The following is a 14124-nucleotide window of genomic DNA, read 5'->3' as shown; positions in this document are numbered from 1 at the left end:
GGCCGGCCTCGCACGCCGGGGAAATCCAATACCCTGCGGGCCGTACGGCCCGCAGGATAGGCATTCGGCTGCGTCTGCGGGCCGGCCAAAGCGGTCGGGCCCACCGGATGAAAGGCATTTCCTTCTCATGACACAGCAAAGCAGCAGCTTTGTGCACCGGCAGGGATTGCGCTCTGCCGCAGCACTCGCACTGGGGATACCGCTGATCCTCTCCGGGCTTGCCGGCCCGGCGGCGGCCGCACCCGCCGACCTTACCCGCACCATCACCTCGAATCCGGACGGGCAGCAGGCCGTCTACGAGGACGGCCGTTACATCGTGATGCTCTCCGGCGATCCGCTGGCCACCTATGAGGGCGGCGTGTCCGGCATCGCGGCAACGAAGCCCGCGCCCGGCGAAAAGCTGAACGCAAACAGCGCCAACGCCAAGAAGTACCGGGCACACCTGCAGGAGCAGCAGAACGACGTCGCTGCCTCCGAGGGCGTGAAGATCGGGAAGAGCTTTACGACGGCGGTGAACGGCTTCGCGGCGGAGCTGACCGGGCTGCAGGCAGCCGAGCTGGCCAAGAAGACGGGCGTGGCGGCGGTAGCTCCGGACGAGCAGCACCACCCGGACTACTCCAGCACGGATTTCTTAAACCTGCCCGGCGGCAACGGCGTCTGGGCCGAACAGTATGGCGGCGCACAGAACGCCGGCAAGGGGACCGTGGTCGGCGTGATCGATACCGGCTACTACCCGGACAGCGATTTCCTGGCCGGCGAGGAGGTCAAGCCGCTGAGCGGCAAGGCCAAGGTCGGCGAACCCTACCTGACGCCGGACGGCAGGATCGCCATGCTCAAGGCGGACGGCAGCACGTTCCTGGGCGAATGCCAGCCGGGCCAGGAAGGCTCCGGCTTCGACGGCTCCGAATGCAACTCCAAGGTGCTCAGCGCCCGCTACTACGCCGACGACTTCCTGGCCTACGTCCCGCCGGAAGACAGGCACCCGCAGGAGTCCATCTCCCCGCTGGACATCTCCAGCCATGGCACCCACACCGCCACGACGGCCGCCGGCAACAGCGGCGTGACGCAGACGGTGGACGGCCGCGACTTCGGCACCGGCAACGGCGTGGCTCCGGCCGCCAAAGTCGCCGTCTACAAGATCTGCTGGGAGGACAACGACGCCGCCACCGGCGGCTGCTACACCTCGGCCTCCGTGTCCGCGATCGAGCAGGCCATCCTCGACGGCGTGGACGTGCTGAACTACTCCATTTCCGGCAACAACAACTCCGTGCTGGACCCGGTGTCGGTGGCGTTCCTGAGCGCGGCCGAAGTGGGCATCTTCGTCTCCGCCTCCGCCGGCAACTCGGGCCCGGCCCCCGCCACCGTCAACCACAGCGCGCCCTGGGTGACCACGGTGGCCGCCAGCACGTTCTCCAACGAACTGCAGGGCACCGTTGAACTCTCGGACGGCACCAAATACCGCGGCACGTCCATCATGAACCGCGAGGTTCCGCAGACGGCGCTGATCCTTTCCGCCCAGGCGGGGGCGGCCGGGGCCACCGGGGACGAGGCACGGTTGTGCTACCCCGGCAAGCTCGATCCGGCCAAGGTCGACGGCAAGATCGTCATCTGCGACCGCGGCGTGATCGCCCGCGCGGACAAGTCGGTGGCCGTCGAGCAGGCCGGCGGTGTGGGCATGGTGCTGGTCAACGTGGCGCCCGGGTCCCTCGACCTGGACCTGCATGCCGTCCCCACCGTGCACATCGACGACCCGTCCATCAAGGAGAAGGTTGCGGCAGATCCGTCGCTGACCGCGGCGCTGCGCGACCGTGACACCACGGGACTGCCCCAGAGCCCGGTCCCGCAGGTCGCCGAGTTCTCCTCACGCGGTCCGTCCACAGCGGCGGACTCGAACCTGTTGAAGCCGGACGTTGCGGCCCCCGGCGTGAACGTGCTCGCCGGCGTTTCCCCGGTGGTTGGCGGCGAGACCAGCGGCTTCATGTCCGGTACCTCGATGGCCGCACCGCACGTGGCCGGCCTCGGCGCGCTGCTGCTGGCCAAGAACCCGAAGTGGTCCCCGGCCACCGTGAAGTCGGCGATGATGACCACCGCCGGCGACCTGGTCACCGAGGACGGCTCGGTGAACGAAGACCGCTTCGCCACCGGCGCCGGCCACGTGGATACCGCGCGCATGGGCGATCCCGGCCTGGCCTACGACGCTGATGTCAGCGACTGGCTGGGCTTCATCCAGGGCACCGGCGTGGACCTGGGCCTGAAGAAGCGGGACACCGTCGAATCCAAGGACGTCAACGTTCCGTCGTTCGCCCTCGGGAAGCTGGCCGGCCAGGTCACCGTGGAGCGCACGCTCACCGCCCTGGAACCCGGCACCTACACGGCGGACGTGGACCTGCCGGGCGTGAACGTGAAGGTCTCGCCCGCGAAGCTGACCTTCAAGAAGGCCGGCCAGGAACGCACGTTTAAGGTCACCTTCGAGAACGCCGATGCGCCGCTGGATCAGTTCACCATGGGCGAGCTGGTCTGGACCGAAGAGGGCAAGGCCGGCAAGCCCGGCGCCCGGGGCGGCGGGCAGCACGTGGTTGCCTCACCCATCGCCGTCCGGCCGGTCACCGCGGTGGCACCGGCCAGCGTGGCGTTCGCTTCCGACGGCGGTGACGGCACCGGCTCGATCGAGGTCACCTCGGGCACCAACTCGCCGATCGACCTGGCGGTCGAGGGCCTGGCGAAGGCCAACGCCACCCAGGTGGAGAAGGTTCCCGGCCAGCCCGCCGTGATCGGTTCCAACGGCAGCACCGGTTATGCCCCGCAGGCGGTGCCGGCAGGTGCCACGCTGGCGCAGTTCTCCATCACCGCGGCCGACCCGGGGGCAGACTGGGATCTGTACGTCTTCACGCCGGCGGGGACCGTGATCTCTGCGGCCACGGCCTCGGCCAGCGAGTCCCTGGTCATCAACAATCCGGCGCCGGGCACCTACTATGCCATCGCGCATCTGTACAGCAGCCCGGACGGCAAGGCGAGCAAGGGGACCATCGACACGGTGGCGCTGAGCGGTGACGCCGGCAACCTGGCGGTCAGCCCGGATCCGCTGGAGCTGGCCAACGGCGAGACCGGCACGGTAACCGCCACCTGGTCCGGCCTGACCGCCGGCAGCTGGGTTGGACTGGTGAAGTTCGGCGAGGGGTCCTCCACGGCGGTGACGGTCAACGTCTCCGGCAACGGGGCCGCGGCGCAGGCGCCGGCAAGTGAAGGTGCCGCTGTGATAGTCGACGGCAGCGCCTCGCCGCAGCCCGGGCAGCGCTCGGGTCGCTAACGGCACACGCGGTCCTGGCCGCTGACAACACCTGAACAAGCGGGAGGGTGGCCGGTGGAAACGTCCACCGGCCACCCTCCCGCCGCATCTACCGGATCTACCGGCGGTACCGTGCCTCGGGCTAGTCTGTGGCTGCCCGCGCGGCCTTGATCAGCGCATGCATCGAGGCGTTCAGCTCGCGCAACTGCTCCCGTTCAAGCCCTAGACGCGCCAGCATGGTGCCGGGCACGGCCACGGCCTCCTCCCGCAGCGCCTCTCCGGCGACGGTCAGGCCCACGGCCAGCGCCCGTTCGTTGCCTTCCACGCGCTCCCGGGTCACCAGCCCGGCCTGCTCCAGCCGTTTGAGCATGGGGGACAGGGTGGCCGGTTCCTGCTGCAGCGCCTCGGACAGGTCCTTGACCATCCGCGGGCTCTGCTCCCACAGCGCCAGCATCACCAGGTACTGCGGATGCGTGAGGCCCAGCTTCTCCAGCACCGGCTTGTAGGAGGCCACCACGCTGCGCGATGCCACCGACAGCGCGAAGCACAGCTGGTGCTCCAGCAGCAGGTCGTCCGTCGTGCCCGCTGTCGCCGTCACGGCCATCACTCTCCATTAGTTCGTGCGCTAATTGTTCATGCCCTATTATGGGGTTGAGCGCCCGCAGAGTCCACCGGGCACCGGAAGAAGGATCACGCACATGGCCGAGAAGAAGTCCCGCGTCAACGCATTCATGCGGGCGACCGGCAAGTTCCGCATCGTCTTCGGCCCGGCCCAGAAGAGCGGCGTGGACCATCCCATGACCGAGGAGAACAAGGCCCTGCTCAAGCAGCGTGAGGCCGAGGCGTCGCAGTGGGAAACGGTCACGCGGGCGGACGGCAGCACCTACATCGTGCCGAAGAAGCCGGCCTAGCCGCGCTCTGTTCTTGCGTACCGGTCCTCGTTAAACTGATGCCACGGATTCTTCTGAGCAAGAAGGTGATTCAGATGGCTGGAAATGGGCGTTTCATGGACCGCTTTATGCGCGCCACGGAGAAGGCCGCGAAGGTCTGGGGCCCTGCCGATCGGATCGAGGCTGACTCCCCGGTGGTGCACCGGCACGACGCGGCCGAGAAGGCGTCGGAGGAACAACTGGCAGAGATCGAAGTGGAGCGCGGGCCCGGCCACGCCTACGCATACCGCAGGCCGCGCAAGGCCTGACACACGGCGAAGGGGCCGTCAGCTAACTGCTGACAGCCCCTTCCCGATTCCGCCCGTACGGCGTCAGCGGCCGGTGCCGCCGTAGACCGTGGCTTCCTCATCGGTGTCCAGGTCGAAGGCCGCGTGCACTGCGCGGACCGCGGTGTCCAGCAGATCGGCGTGCGTGACAATCGAGATGCGGATCTCGGAGGTGGAGATCATGTCCACGTTCACGCCGGCCTTGTGCAGGGCTTCGAAGAACTTGTAGGAGACTCCGGGGTTGGAGCGCATGCCCGCGCCAATCAGCGAGAGCTTGCCGACGTTCTCGTTGTAGAGAATGCCCTCGAAGCCCACCACGTCCTGGGCCGCGTTGAGCGCTTCGAGCGCTTCCTTGCCCTCCACCATGGGCAGCGTGAAGGAAATGTCCGTCTTGCCGGTACCGCGGGTGGAGATGTTCTGCACGATCATGTCGATGTTCGAGTGCGCGCCGGCCACGATGCCAAAGATTTCCGCGGCCTTGCCGGGGATGTCGGGCACGCCCAGGATGGTCACCTTGGCTTCGGAGCGGTCGTGGGCAACGCCGGAGATGATGGGCTGTTCCAAGGGTTCTCCCTCTTGAATCTTGATCTTGTCGTCGGGGTTGGGCAGTACCCAGGTTCCCTCGTTCGTGCTGAAGGACGAGCGCACGTGCAGCTTCACGCCGAAGCGGCGCGCATACTCGACGCAGCGCAGGTGCAGGATCTTGGAGCCGGAGGCCGCCATTTCCAGCATCTCCTCGCTGGAGATGGTATCGATCTTCCGGGCGCTGTGCACCACCCGCGGATCGGCGGTATAGATGCCGTCGACGTCGGTGTAGATTTCGCAGACATCGGCGCCCAGGGCGGCCGCCAGCGCCACCGCGGTGGTGTCGGAACCGCCGCGGCCAAGCGTGGTGATGTCGTTGCTCTCCCGGCTGATGCCCTGGAAGCCGGCCACGATGGCGATCTCGCCCTTTTCGATGGTCGTCATCACCCGGTGCGGCGACACGTCGATGATGCGTGCCCTGCCGTGGATGGCGTCGGTGACCATGCCGGCCTGGCTGCCGGTGAAGGACTGGGCCTTGGAGCCGAACTCCTGGATGGCCATGGCCAGCAGCGACATGGAGATGCGTTCGCCGGCGGACAGCAGCATGTCCATTTCGCGGGCGCTGCTGTTGGAGGAGACTTGGTCGGCCAGGTCAAGCAGTTCGTCGGTGGTATCTCCCATGGCAGACACGACGACGACAACTTGGTTGCCGGCGGTCTGGGTGTCGACGACGCGTTGTGCCACGCGTTTGATCCCCTCCGCGTCCGATACTGAGGAACCGCCAAACTTCTGCACTATCAGGCTCATGTGTTCTCTAAACAACTCCTGGGTTGGGGCCCGGACCGCGGCCGCTCGGGGCGCGCCGCCGGGCTCATGGATTGCTGCCGCGGGTCCCGGCTGCGCACCGCGCGGCAACCGCCATTCTAGCGCCGCAGTGGGTGCGGCGGAGAATGCGGGCGGGCAGTATGACTGGTCAGGGTAATAACGACGACGGTGCCGGGCGGGTGTCAGGTGAGGGCGCGGCGGCCTTCGAAGGCGCGGCCCAGGGTAACCTCGTCCGCGTACTCGAGGTCGCCTCCGACCGGCAGGCCGGACGCCAGGCGGCTGACGGGGATGCCGATGGTCTTGAGCATCCGGCCCAGATAGGTCGCCGTCGCCTCGCCTTCGAGGTTCGGGTCGGTGGCGATGATGATTTCCTCGATCTGCCCGTCCGAGAGGCGGCTGAGCAGCTCACGGATGCGCAGTTGCTCCGGGCCGACGCCGCCGATCGGATTAATGGCGCCGCCGAGCACGTGGTAGCGGCCCTTGAAGGAACGGGTCCGCTCGATTGCGATGACGTCCTTGGACTCTTCTACCACGCAGATAGCCGTCGGATCCCGGCGCGGGTCGCGGCAGATGTTGCAGGTGTCCTGTTCGGAGACGTTCCCGCAGATGGAGCAGAACTTCACCCGCTCCTTGACGTGGGTCACGGCGTCAACGAGCCGCTTCATGTCGGCCGGATCGGATTCCAGAATGTGGAACGCGATTCGCTGGGCGGACTTCGGGCCGATTCCAGGCAAGCGGCCGAGCTCGTCGATCAGCTCCTGGACAGCACCTTCGTACACTGAACCTTCAATCTCCGCGGGCGGTTAGGAACCGTCGAGGCTTCGTTCTTCGATCAGGCGTCCGCCGAGGAGCCTTTCAATGGCAGCGCGGCCCACCAGTCCGGAATCTTCGATGGCCTCGTCGTCTTCGCTCGGGATGTCCTCGACGTACTTCAAGTTTAGGTCACGGGCTGCCGGGGACGGCGCCGCGGCGGCCGATGTCGCCTGCGTGGCCTTCGCCTGGTCCAGCAACTGCTGGTAGCGGCTGCGTTTTTGCCCGGCCATGTGCCGGTCCGGCGTCGTTTCCCATTCCTCGGCAGGCGGTTCGTCGTTGGCGTATGGGATGTCGTCGTACGGAGACGGCTGCGCCGGGGCGGAGGGGGCGGACGTGCCTGGGTGTGCCGACAGGGTTCCGGTGGGCTGGCTGTTCGGTTGGGCGGCGGCCCCGTGCACCGCCGCTGCGGGAGCTGCGGAAGCTGCTGGGACTGCGGGGGCGGGGAAGCCGGCCAGCGCCGGGCCGGAGTGGTTCGAGGCCGATGGCGCACCGGCTGCCACGGGGACGGCGACGGGAGCCCCCGGGGACGCCATCCGCTCGGCCAATTTTGCAAACACCGGCTTTTCCCCGGGCAGGGCCGGCGGTCGCTGGCCATTGCCGGAGGCACTGTTCGGTGATTCGGCCGACGGCGCTGATGCAGCGGTGGCCGCGGACATGCCGCTGGGGGCTGATGCCCCCGACGCGGCTGAGGTAGCGCTGGGGGCTGAAGCGGCGGTGGGCGCCGACATCCCGCTTGCTGCTGAAAGCCCCGTAGGCGCGGAGACCCCGCTGGGCGCAGACGGACCGGAAACAGCCGAAGCAGGGGACACGCCCGATCCCCCCGACAATGCAGAACCACCCGAGAAGCCGGACGCGGAGACGGCCGGAGCGGCCGGGGCAGCCGGCATCGCCGGTCCAGCCGAAGGCGCAGAAGGCACAGAGGGCACAGAAGGCGCATAGCCGGGGCTGGCCGTGGAGCCGGTCATCCCGGCAGCGGCAGGTGCAGGCTGCTGATGGATAGCTTGCCCAACCGGTTCCGAAACCGGCGCGGGCGCACCTACCGTAGCGGTGTTGGCGGACCAACCTCCGTCTGCCGGCTGCGGCCGGCTAGTAGGTACTTTTGGGTTTGACTCACCCGCTGTCACCGACGCGTCTTCGACGGTTTGGATCTGCAGGTCAATGCCGAGCACTTGCTGGATGGCCTGGCGCACGTTGTCCGCGTGGTCACCATTGTTGAAGTTGGTGGCAGAACCTTGGTTCTTGAAACCGAGCGTCAGCGCCGTGCCGTCGAGGCTGAGCGGCGAGGCATTGGTGCTGACGTTCATCCACGTCACCTTGCGGATGCCGCTGAGCGTGTTCAGGATCTCCGGCCAGGCGCGGCGGATCATTTCGATCTGCCCGGAGGCCTGCGGGCCGGTTTGGCTCTGGCGCGGAGCCTGCGCCGGTGGCGCGGCCTGTTCGGGGCGCGCCGGAGACTGTTGGGCCGGCGCCTGGGCCTGTGGTGCAACCGGTTCGGGCCGTGCCGGTGGCTGCTGTTGGGCCGGCGCCTGCGCGTGTGGTGCAACCGGTTCGGGCCGTGCCGGTGGCTGCTGCTGGGCCGGGGCCTGCGCCCGTGGTGTGACTGATTCCGGTCGCGCCGGAGCCTGCGGTGCTTCCTGTGTCTGCCGCTGCGTTCCGGGCTGCTGCGCCGGGGACTGGCCCTGTGCCTGCGGCCGCTGGTCGGATGCTGCTGCCGGCGCTGCCGTGGTCCGGGGAGATTGAGCCTGCTGGCCCGATGCAGGAGCCTGGCTTCCAGCCGGCTGAGCGGGTCGCCGGGCTTCGGGCGCCGGAGCCGGCTCCGGCATGGCGCCCCAGCTGCCGCCCCAGTCGGCCGAGCTTTCGCCCGAGGAGCCGCCAGCAGCTTCCTGCGGACCGGCCGCGTCGGACGTGACCTGCACGCCGGCGTCCTGCCTGCCGCCGTCCCGAGGGTTTCCGAACACCGACGACGGGACGGTCGGACGGTTGGAATCGGCGTCAGCTGCCGGAGCGGAAGGCGCCTGGGCGGAAGATGCTTGGGCCGCGGAGCCGGCTGCGGCGCCGGCCGCATCCGGAGATCCGGAGGTTCCGGCCGCCGCAGGTGCCGTACCCCCGGAGCCAGCGGGAGCTCCGCCGTCGTGCTGTTGGGCAGGCTGGCCTGCGGGCTGGGAGTTGTTGGCGGAGGGAGCAGCGGTACCCTGCTGGTCTTCCCGGGGCCAGTCGGTGGTGCTCACCCGCGGGGGAGTGAGGCGCTCGGCGTCCGGGCGGGCGGGCTCGGCCTTCTGGGCGTTGGATCCCCGGAGCGCGGCGCGCGCAGCCTCGGGCCCGGAGAGCGGGGGCTCCGTGGCGGCATGCACGGCGGGCGCCTGCCCCTGGCCAACTGCCGGGGAGGGAACCGGGGCCCCGCCGTAGCTGAGCCGGCGCTCGATCCGGTCCACCCGTGCCGCGACGCCCTGCTCGCCCTGGTCGGCGGCAGGCAGCAGGATTCGTGCGCACAGCAGTTCAAGGTGCAGGCGGGGGGAGGTAGCGCCCGTCATCTCGGTCAGCGCCTGGTTGGTGATGTCCGCGGCCCGGGAGAGTTCGGACGCGCCCAGCTGGTTGGCCTGGGTCTGCATCCGGGCGATCTGGTCCTCCGGGACGCCGCGCAGGATCGCGTGGGCGCTTTCCGGCATGGCGCGCACGATGATCAGGTCGCGGAAGCGCTCGAGCAGGTCCTCGACGAAGCGGCGCGGATCGTGGCCCGTCTGTACCACGCGGTCCACCGCGCTGAACACGGTGGAGGCGTCACCCGCGGCGAAGGCGTCGACGACGTCGTCCAGCAGGGAGGCGTGGGTGTAGCCGAGCAGGGAAACGGCCAGTTCGTAGTCCAGCCCGTCCGGTCCGGCGCCGGCCATCAGCTGGTCCAGCACGGAGAGCGAGTCGCGGACCGAGCCGCCGCCGGCCCGGATCACCAGCGAGAGGACGCCCGGGGCCACCGGAACGTTCTCCTGCCGGCACAGCAGTTCCAGGTACTGCATCAGCGGTTCCGGCGGGACCAGCCGGAAAGGATAGTGGTGCGTCCGGGAGCGGATGGTGCCGATGACCTTGTCCGGCTCCGTGGTGGCGAAGATGAACTTGATGTGTTCCGGCGGCTCTTCGACGATCTTGAGCAGGGCGTTAAAGCCGGCCGACGTGACCATGTGGGCCTCGTCGATGATGAAGATCTTGTAGCGGTCGCGCACCGGGGCGAAAGTGGCCCGCTCGCGCAGGTCGCGGGCGTCGTCCACGCCGCCGTGGGACGCGGCGTCGATCTCGATGACGTCAAGGCTGCCGGGTCCGCCGCGGCCGAGTTCAACGCAGGAGTCGCAGGTGCCGCAGGGGGTGGGCGTGGGGCCCTCGGCGCAGTTCAGGCAGCGGGCCAGGATGCGGGCCGAGGTGGTCTTGCCGCAGCCGCGCGGGCCGGAGAACAGGTACGCGTGATTGACGCGGTTCTTCTGCAGCGCCGCCATCAGCGGGTGGGTTACGTGTTCCTGCCCGATAACGTCCGCGAAAGTGTCCGGGCGGTAGCGACGGTAAAGGGCTGTACTCACGATCAAACCCTATCGGTTGAAACTGGGCCCGTGCACGCCGAAGCGGCCGGGCTGGGGATAGGCGGCATGGGGGTAAGTAAAGACCCCTCATGCACCTGACAGAGCCCGCTTACCCTTGCTACCTTCCGGTCCTGGGGGAGTTCACAGGATGACACCGCATGAGGGGCCGACGAACAGTCTACCCGACTTCAGGCGGCGGCCCGAAATCACCGCCGGGGCTCGTCGGGGAGCCGACGGCGGTGTTGGGGGCGGCGTCGGGAGCATCCCACCAGCGCAGCACGCGGGAGCATCGCAGCGTGGCCCAACGGCCGATGTCCTCGGCCGTCCAGCGGAACCACATCCGCCCCGGATACGGGCGGTACCCGCCCCAGTTGCCGGGGCTGCGCCGTCCGTGGGCCACTACTTTGATGGCGGGCGTCATCCGGTCATCGTGCGGGCAGCCCTCGGCCCGGAAGTACTCCAGGCCGCGCAGGATGTCGTAGTGCCACTGCGGCGGGAACCGGAACTGGGACAGCGAAGGATGCGCCACAGCCCCGGTCCGGTGTGACCGGTAGAGCGAGTGCATCAGCAGGAATTCGCGGCCGCGGGCCTCGGCAACGTCGACCCTGATCGAGCCGCCGCTGTGGCGGTAGGCCGCCAGCGCCTCCAACGTGCTGATGGTGGTGTGGAACGAGGCGTGCTTGGCCCGTGAGCTGTGGGCCTCGCAGTTCCAGCCGCCGTCGTCCAGTTCCTCGGCCAGCAACCAGGACACTGCCTTGTCGATCCGCGGATCGCCGTCGAGCCGCCGGCCCAACTCGGCGCCGACCAGCACGGCCATGGCAGTGATGCAGTTCTCGGCCCGGTCCTGATGCCGGCCGAAGGTCAGCCCGCCGTCGAAGTACTCTGCCCCGTCCAGCAGCCTACGGCAGCCGGCCACGGCCTGCGGGTGCCCCGGTGGCAGCCCGAGCCAGTGCAGCAACAGCAAGGTGAACATGGTGGAGGTCCACTTGGGGTTGTAGAGGCCGCCGCCCCAGCTGCCGTCCGGGTCTTGCGCCTGCAGCAGCAGTGCGCCCCAGCCGGAGCCGGCGATTTGGCTCTGCGCGTCCGCCACTTCGCCTTCCGGCGCGTCGCAGAGATCACGCAGGGTCTGGAACCGGATTGACGCATCCCCGGCCAGCAGCCAGTCCAAAATGTGTGCCGGTGGCACGCTTCCTACCGCTGACTCTGTACCGGTGGCCATGTTGTTCAGTCCCCTTGGAAAAGGGCCTGCCCCCAGCCCTTCACCTCACCCATGGCGTAAGTTTGCCACTGCCGGTCGCAGCCTTCCAGAGCTAAACCGCGGAGGTGCCCGCCGGGTCTCGGATTCAACTTTTGAGCCCTACCCGGTGCGGGTGGCGACGGTCTCCGGAGGGCTCCGATCGTCCAACCTCAGCCCCTTGGAGGCCTGCGCCTCGGCTCCTTGGACTCCCGAGCCCCGGTTCCCTGGGCTCCCGTGCACCAGCCGCTGGAGTCCTCGGCCCCAGCCGCTGGAGTCCTCGGCCCCAGCCGCTTGAACTCCCGTGCCCAGCCCCTTGAACCCCTAGGCCCCCGCCCCTTGAAGTCCTAGACCCCAGCGCTTGGACTCCTGCCCGATTCGGCACATGGGCCCGGTTTCGGGTACTCTGGTATCTGCTCTTGTGAGCAAGCATCTGGAGGATTCGCCTAGCGGCCTATGGCGCACGCCTGGAACGCGTGTTGGGTTCACGCCCTCGGGGGTTCAAATCCCCCATCCTCCGCCAGCAAGAAAGCGGCTCTGACTAGTGAAAATCTAGGCAGGGCCGCTTTCGTTTTGCCTCGCAAGCAACAACCTCTGCAAATGCGTGAGGAAAGCAGCTGACCCAGCCTGTCCAGAGCATCCGGCTGCATAGTCGCCGTGACGTGCGAATAGATGTTCATGGTCGTGAGGCGGTTGCGTCACTTTGCACTTCGCGTTCAGTTGGCAGTGCCTACTATTTCCCTCAGTGCACGCACGTGCCCGTCGAAGGCGTTCCGCCCGACCGGGGTGAGAGTCACCCAAGTCAGGCGGCGGGCATCCTTGCGCGCCGCCGATGCGGCCTTGGTCAGGCTGACGTATCTGGCTTCCACGAGGGTCTTCAGGTGCTTCGAGAGGGTGGCGTCCGAGACGTCCAGCGTGTCGCGCAGCACAGCGAAGTCCATCTGCTCCACCGGCCGCAGTACTCCGCAAATCCGTAACCGTAGCGGCGCGTGGATGACGTCGTCGAACCGGGCCCTAATCACGACGCAGCTGATCCAGCGCCGAGCGGTAGACAATTCCTGCGAGCCACGTAACCAGACCAAAGGCGCACAGGCTGGCCAGCACTACGGCCCAGCGGGCGCCTAAGGAAACCAGACCGAGTGAGACCGAGAACAGGGCTAGGCAAACCAAAAGAATCGCGATCGCAGCCATCACGGCGCGTGGGCCCATCTTGCGGAATCGGATTCCGGTTTCGCGGCGGATCAGGTGAACTATCACTAGAACTGCGACCAAGCCCAACCATCCGGAAGTCGGGGGCTCGTAGTTCTCCCCAGGGGTGGCCGTCGCGGCTCCTGCCACCCACCAGGCCGCCACGCCCCCCAGCGCGGCCAGCAGTGTTTTGGAAACCTGCACGCCGTCGGCCAGCGCCTGACGGTCGGAAGCGAGGTTGCGGAGGCTGGCGGCGGCATCCTCGACCGACGGGCGCCCTTCAAAGTTATTTTCCATATCGGAAAGTCTATAGACTGACTTTCCGCACCGGCAAGTGATGTGCAGTGACGATTGAGTATCCGGATGGAGCAAATGCCGGATCCGAGCAATCGTTGGGGTGGCGACTACATCGGGCAGCATCTGCCCATGTTTAGCCCTAACTGTCCACGTTTCGGAGAACGACAGGCCCCTGACCTGCGGGTTTGTTCGAGGGCGTTTTAAAACGTGGACAGTTGCGTCCCGTGAGTCGCGACGTCAGGCCTGCTGCCGGAGCCGGGCGAGGCGGCGGCGCGCTGCGGACTCGCTCGGCCCGGTCTTGCTCAGGCCCAGCCGGACGACGCCGAGGACGATCTGAGTGGCGGGCTTGATAAGGATGCGTAGCGGCAGGGGAGTGTTCGGGCGCAACCCCAGCAGGCGGCGGTACTCCTCGGGCAGCGTTTCGACGGCGGCGGCGAACAGGACGCTGTAGCCCAGCCGTTGGGAGCGGGGCAAGGGTGGATGGCGGACGAACTCTACTGTTTCCTGCATGGCGGCCGAGGCGGTAAGTTCCGGCCGGTAACTGTCCAGCTGACCGCGCAGTTCGGCGAAGGTGCGGGGCGGGTCAGCAATCTGCATGAGTTCGCCGGCCTTGGCCCATTCGGCGACGTAACGGTCGGGACCGCCGGGCAACCGCCTGCCGTACGTGAGATAGGAAGTCACAAAAGCATCGGTAAAGGTCAGGTGCACCCAGCGCAGCAGATGCGGATCATTCGCGTAGTATGGCCGTTGCTCGCCGACCGAGTCAGTGTACGTGCCGCGGACACGTTCGTGCAGTTGCAGCACCAAGTCGCAGGCAGACCTGGCCGCGGCAGTGTCGCCGTAGGTCACGGTGAAGATCCACCGGATGGTGTTGGCCAGCCGGGCTAGCGGAGCAGCACGGTACGCGGAGAAATCATCAACACCGGCCAACGCCCCAGGGTGCAGCGTCTGTGTGAGCAGCGAGCGGATGCCCGCCACCAGGGTGGTCATCGAGCGGTGGACCGTCCAGACCGCGGAATCCGGCGCGAAGTAGCCCGCATCGTCGCCGTTCTCCAGGTCCAGCTCCCACTGCGGGATCGTGTCGCTCTGGCCGGAAAATGTGCCGCGCAGTTCGTCGCGCCAGCGGGTCAGGATGTTCGCCACACAGCCCATTATGGGCGAGCGGGAACGGCCGCGC

Annotated in this window: 11 protein-coding genes, 1 tRNA gene and 1 other RNA gene; 4 read left to right on the top strand and 9 right to left on the bottom strand. The window is 67.9% G+C overall.

Features of this window, described 5'->3' with window-relative positions:
* Positions 1-127: 127 nt before the first annotated feature.
* Positions 128-3307: a S8 family peptidase gene (locus AC5RVS_RS01670; protein ID WP_494106872.1), complete on the top strand. Its 3180-nt coding sequence runs from the start codon at positions 128-130 to the stop codon at positions 3305-3307.
* 121 nt (positions 3308-3428) lie between these two features.
* On the opposite strand, the gene AC5RVS_RS01665 is transcribed toward AC5RVS_RS01670, so the two are convergent.
* Positions 3429-3890 (bottom strand): MarR family winged helix-turn-helix transcriptional regulator, encoded by a 462-nt coding sequence (locus AC5RVS_RS01665; RefSeq protein ID WP_493988592.1) that lies wholly within the window; start codon positions 3888-3890, stop codon positions 3429-3431.
* Positions 3891-3984: 94 nt separating this feature from the next.
* On the opposite strand from AC5RVS_RS01665, the gene AC5RVS_RS01660 reads away from it, so the two are divergent.
* The gene (locus tag AC5RVS_RS01660; RefSeq protein WP_493988593.1) at positions 3985-4197 is read left to right on the top strand and encodes a hypothetical protein; all 213 of its coding nucleotides are present in this window, start codon (positions 3985-3987) and stop codon (positions 4195-4197) included.
* Between the two features lie 74 nt (positions 4198-4271).
* Positions 4272-4484, top strand: coding sequence for a hypothetical protein (locus AC5RVS_RS01655; RefSeq protein ID WP_493988594.1), 213 nt, complete (start codon positions 4272-4274; stop codon positions 4482-4484).
* Between the two features lie 63 nt (positions 4485-4547).
* On the opposite strand, the gene AC5RVS_RS01650 is transcribed toward AC5RVS_RS01655, so the two are convergent.
* The 5 genes from AC5RVS_RS01650 to AC5RVS_RS01630 all read right to left on the bottom strand — a co-directional run bounded on the left by AC5RVS_RS01650 (position 4548) and on the right by AC5RVS_RS01630 (position 11414).
* A complete protein-coding gene (locus AC5RVS_RS01650; RefSeq protein WP_494106871.1) occupies positions 4548-5834 on the bottom strand; it encodes an aspartate kinase in 1287 nt (428 codons plus the stop codon).
* Between the two features lie 200 nt (positions 5835-6034).
* A complete protein-coding gene (gene recR, locus AC5RVS_RS01645) occupies positions 6035-6631 on the bottom strand; it encodes a recombination mediator RecR (protein ID WP_493988596.1) in 597 nt (198 codons plus the stop codon).
* Positions 6632-6655: 24 nt separating this feature from the next.
* Positions 6656-10228 carry a DNA polymerase III subunit gamma and tau gene (locus AC5RVS_RS01640; RefSeq protein WP_494106870.1) on the bottom strand — a complete coding sequence of 1191 codons (3573 nt, stop codon included), beginning with the start codon at positions 10226-10228 and terminating at the stop codon, positions 6656-6658.
* Positions 10229-10303: 75 nt separating this feature from the next.
* Positions 10304-10399, bottom strand: an RNA gene (ffs, locus tag AC5RVS_RS01635) — signal recognition particle sRNA small type.
* A 7-nt stretch (positions 10400-10406) separates the two neighbouring features.
* A complete protein-coding gene (locus AC5RVS_RS01630) occupies positions 10407-11414 on the bottom strand; it encodes a hypothetical protein (protein ID WP_494106869.1) in 1008 nt (335 codons plus the stop codon).
* A 483-nt stretch (positions 11415-11897) separates the two neighbouring features.
* Here AC5RVS_RS01630 and AC5RVS_RS01625 point away from each other — a divergent pair.
* Positions 11898-11985, top strand: a tRNA-Ser gene (locus AC5RVS_RS01625).
* A gap of 193 nt (positions 11986-12178) precedes the next feature.
* On the opposite strand, the gene AC5RVS_RS01620 is transcribed toward AC5RVS_RS01625, so the two are convergent.
* From AC5RVS_RS01620 to AC5RVS_RS01610, 3 genes are all read right to left on the bottom strand, one after another.
* Positions 12179-12484: a transcriptional regulator gene (locus AC5RVS_RS01620; protein WP_494106868.1), complete on the bottom strand. Its 306-nt coding sequence runs from the start codon at positions 12482-12484 to the stop codon at positions 12179-12181.
* On the bottom strand, positions 12477-12947 hold the full coding sequence (locus AC5RVS_RS01615; protein WP_494106867.1) for a hypothetical protein: 471 nt from the start codon (positions 12945-12947) through the stop codon (positions 12477-12479). Before AC5RVS_RS01615 ends, AC5RVS_RS01620 begins: the two co-directional genes overlap by 8 nt.
* Before the next feature lie 237 nt (positions 12948-13184).
* Positions 13185-14099, bottom strand: a complete 915-nt coding sequence (locus AC5RVS_RS01610) for an oxygenase MpaB family protein (protein WP_494107295.1) — start codon at positions 14097-14099, stop codon at positions 13185-13187.
* Positions 14100-14124: the final 25 nt, after the last annotated feature.

The sequence above is a fragment of the Arthrobacter sp. Y3221048 genome (genome assembly GCF_059092685.1).
Note: the sequence above shows the minus strand (reverse complement) of the source record. Positions and strands in the feature narration are given on the sequence as shown.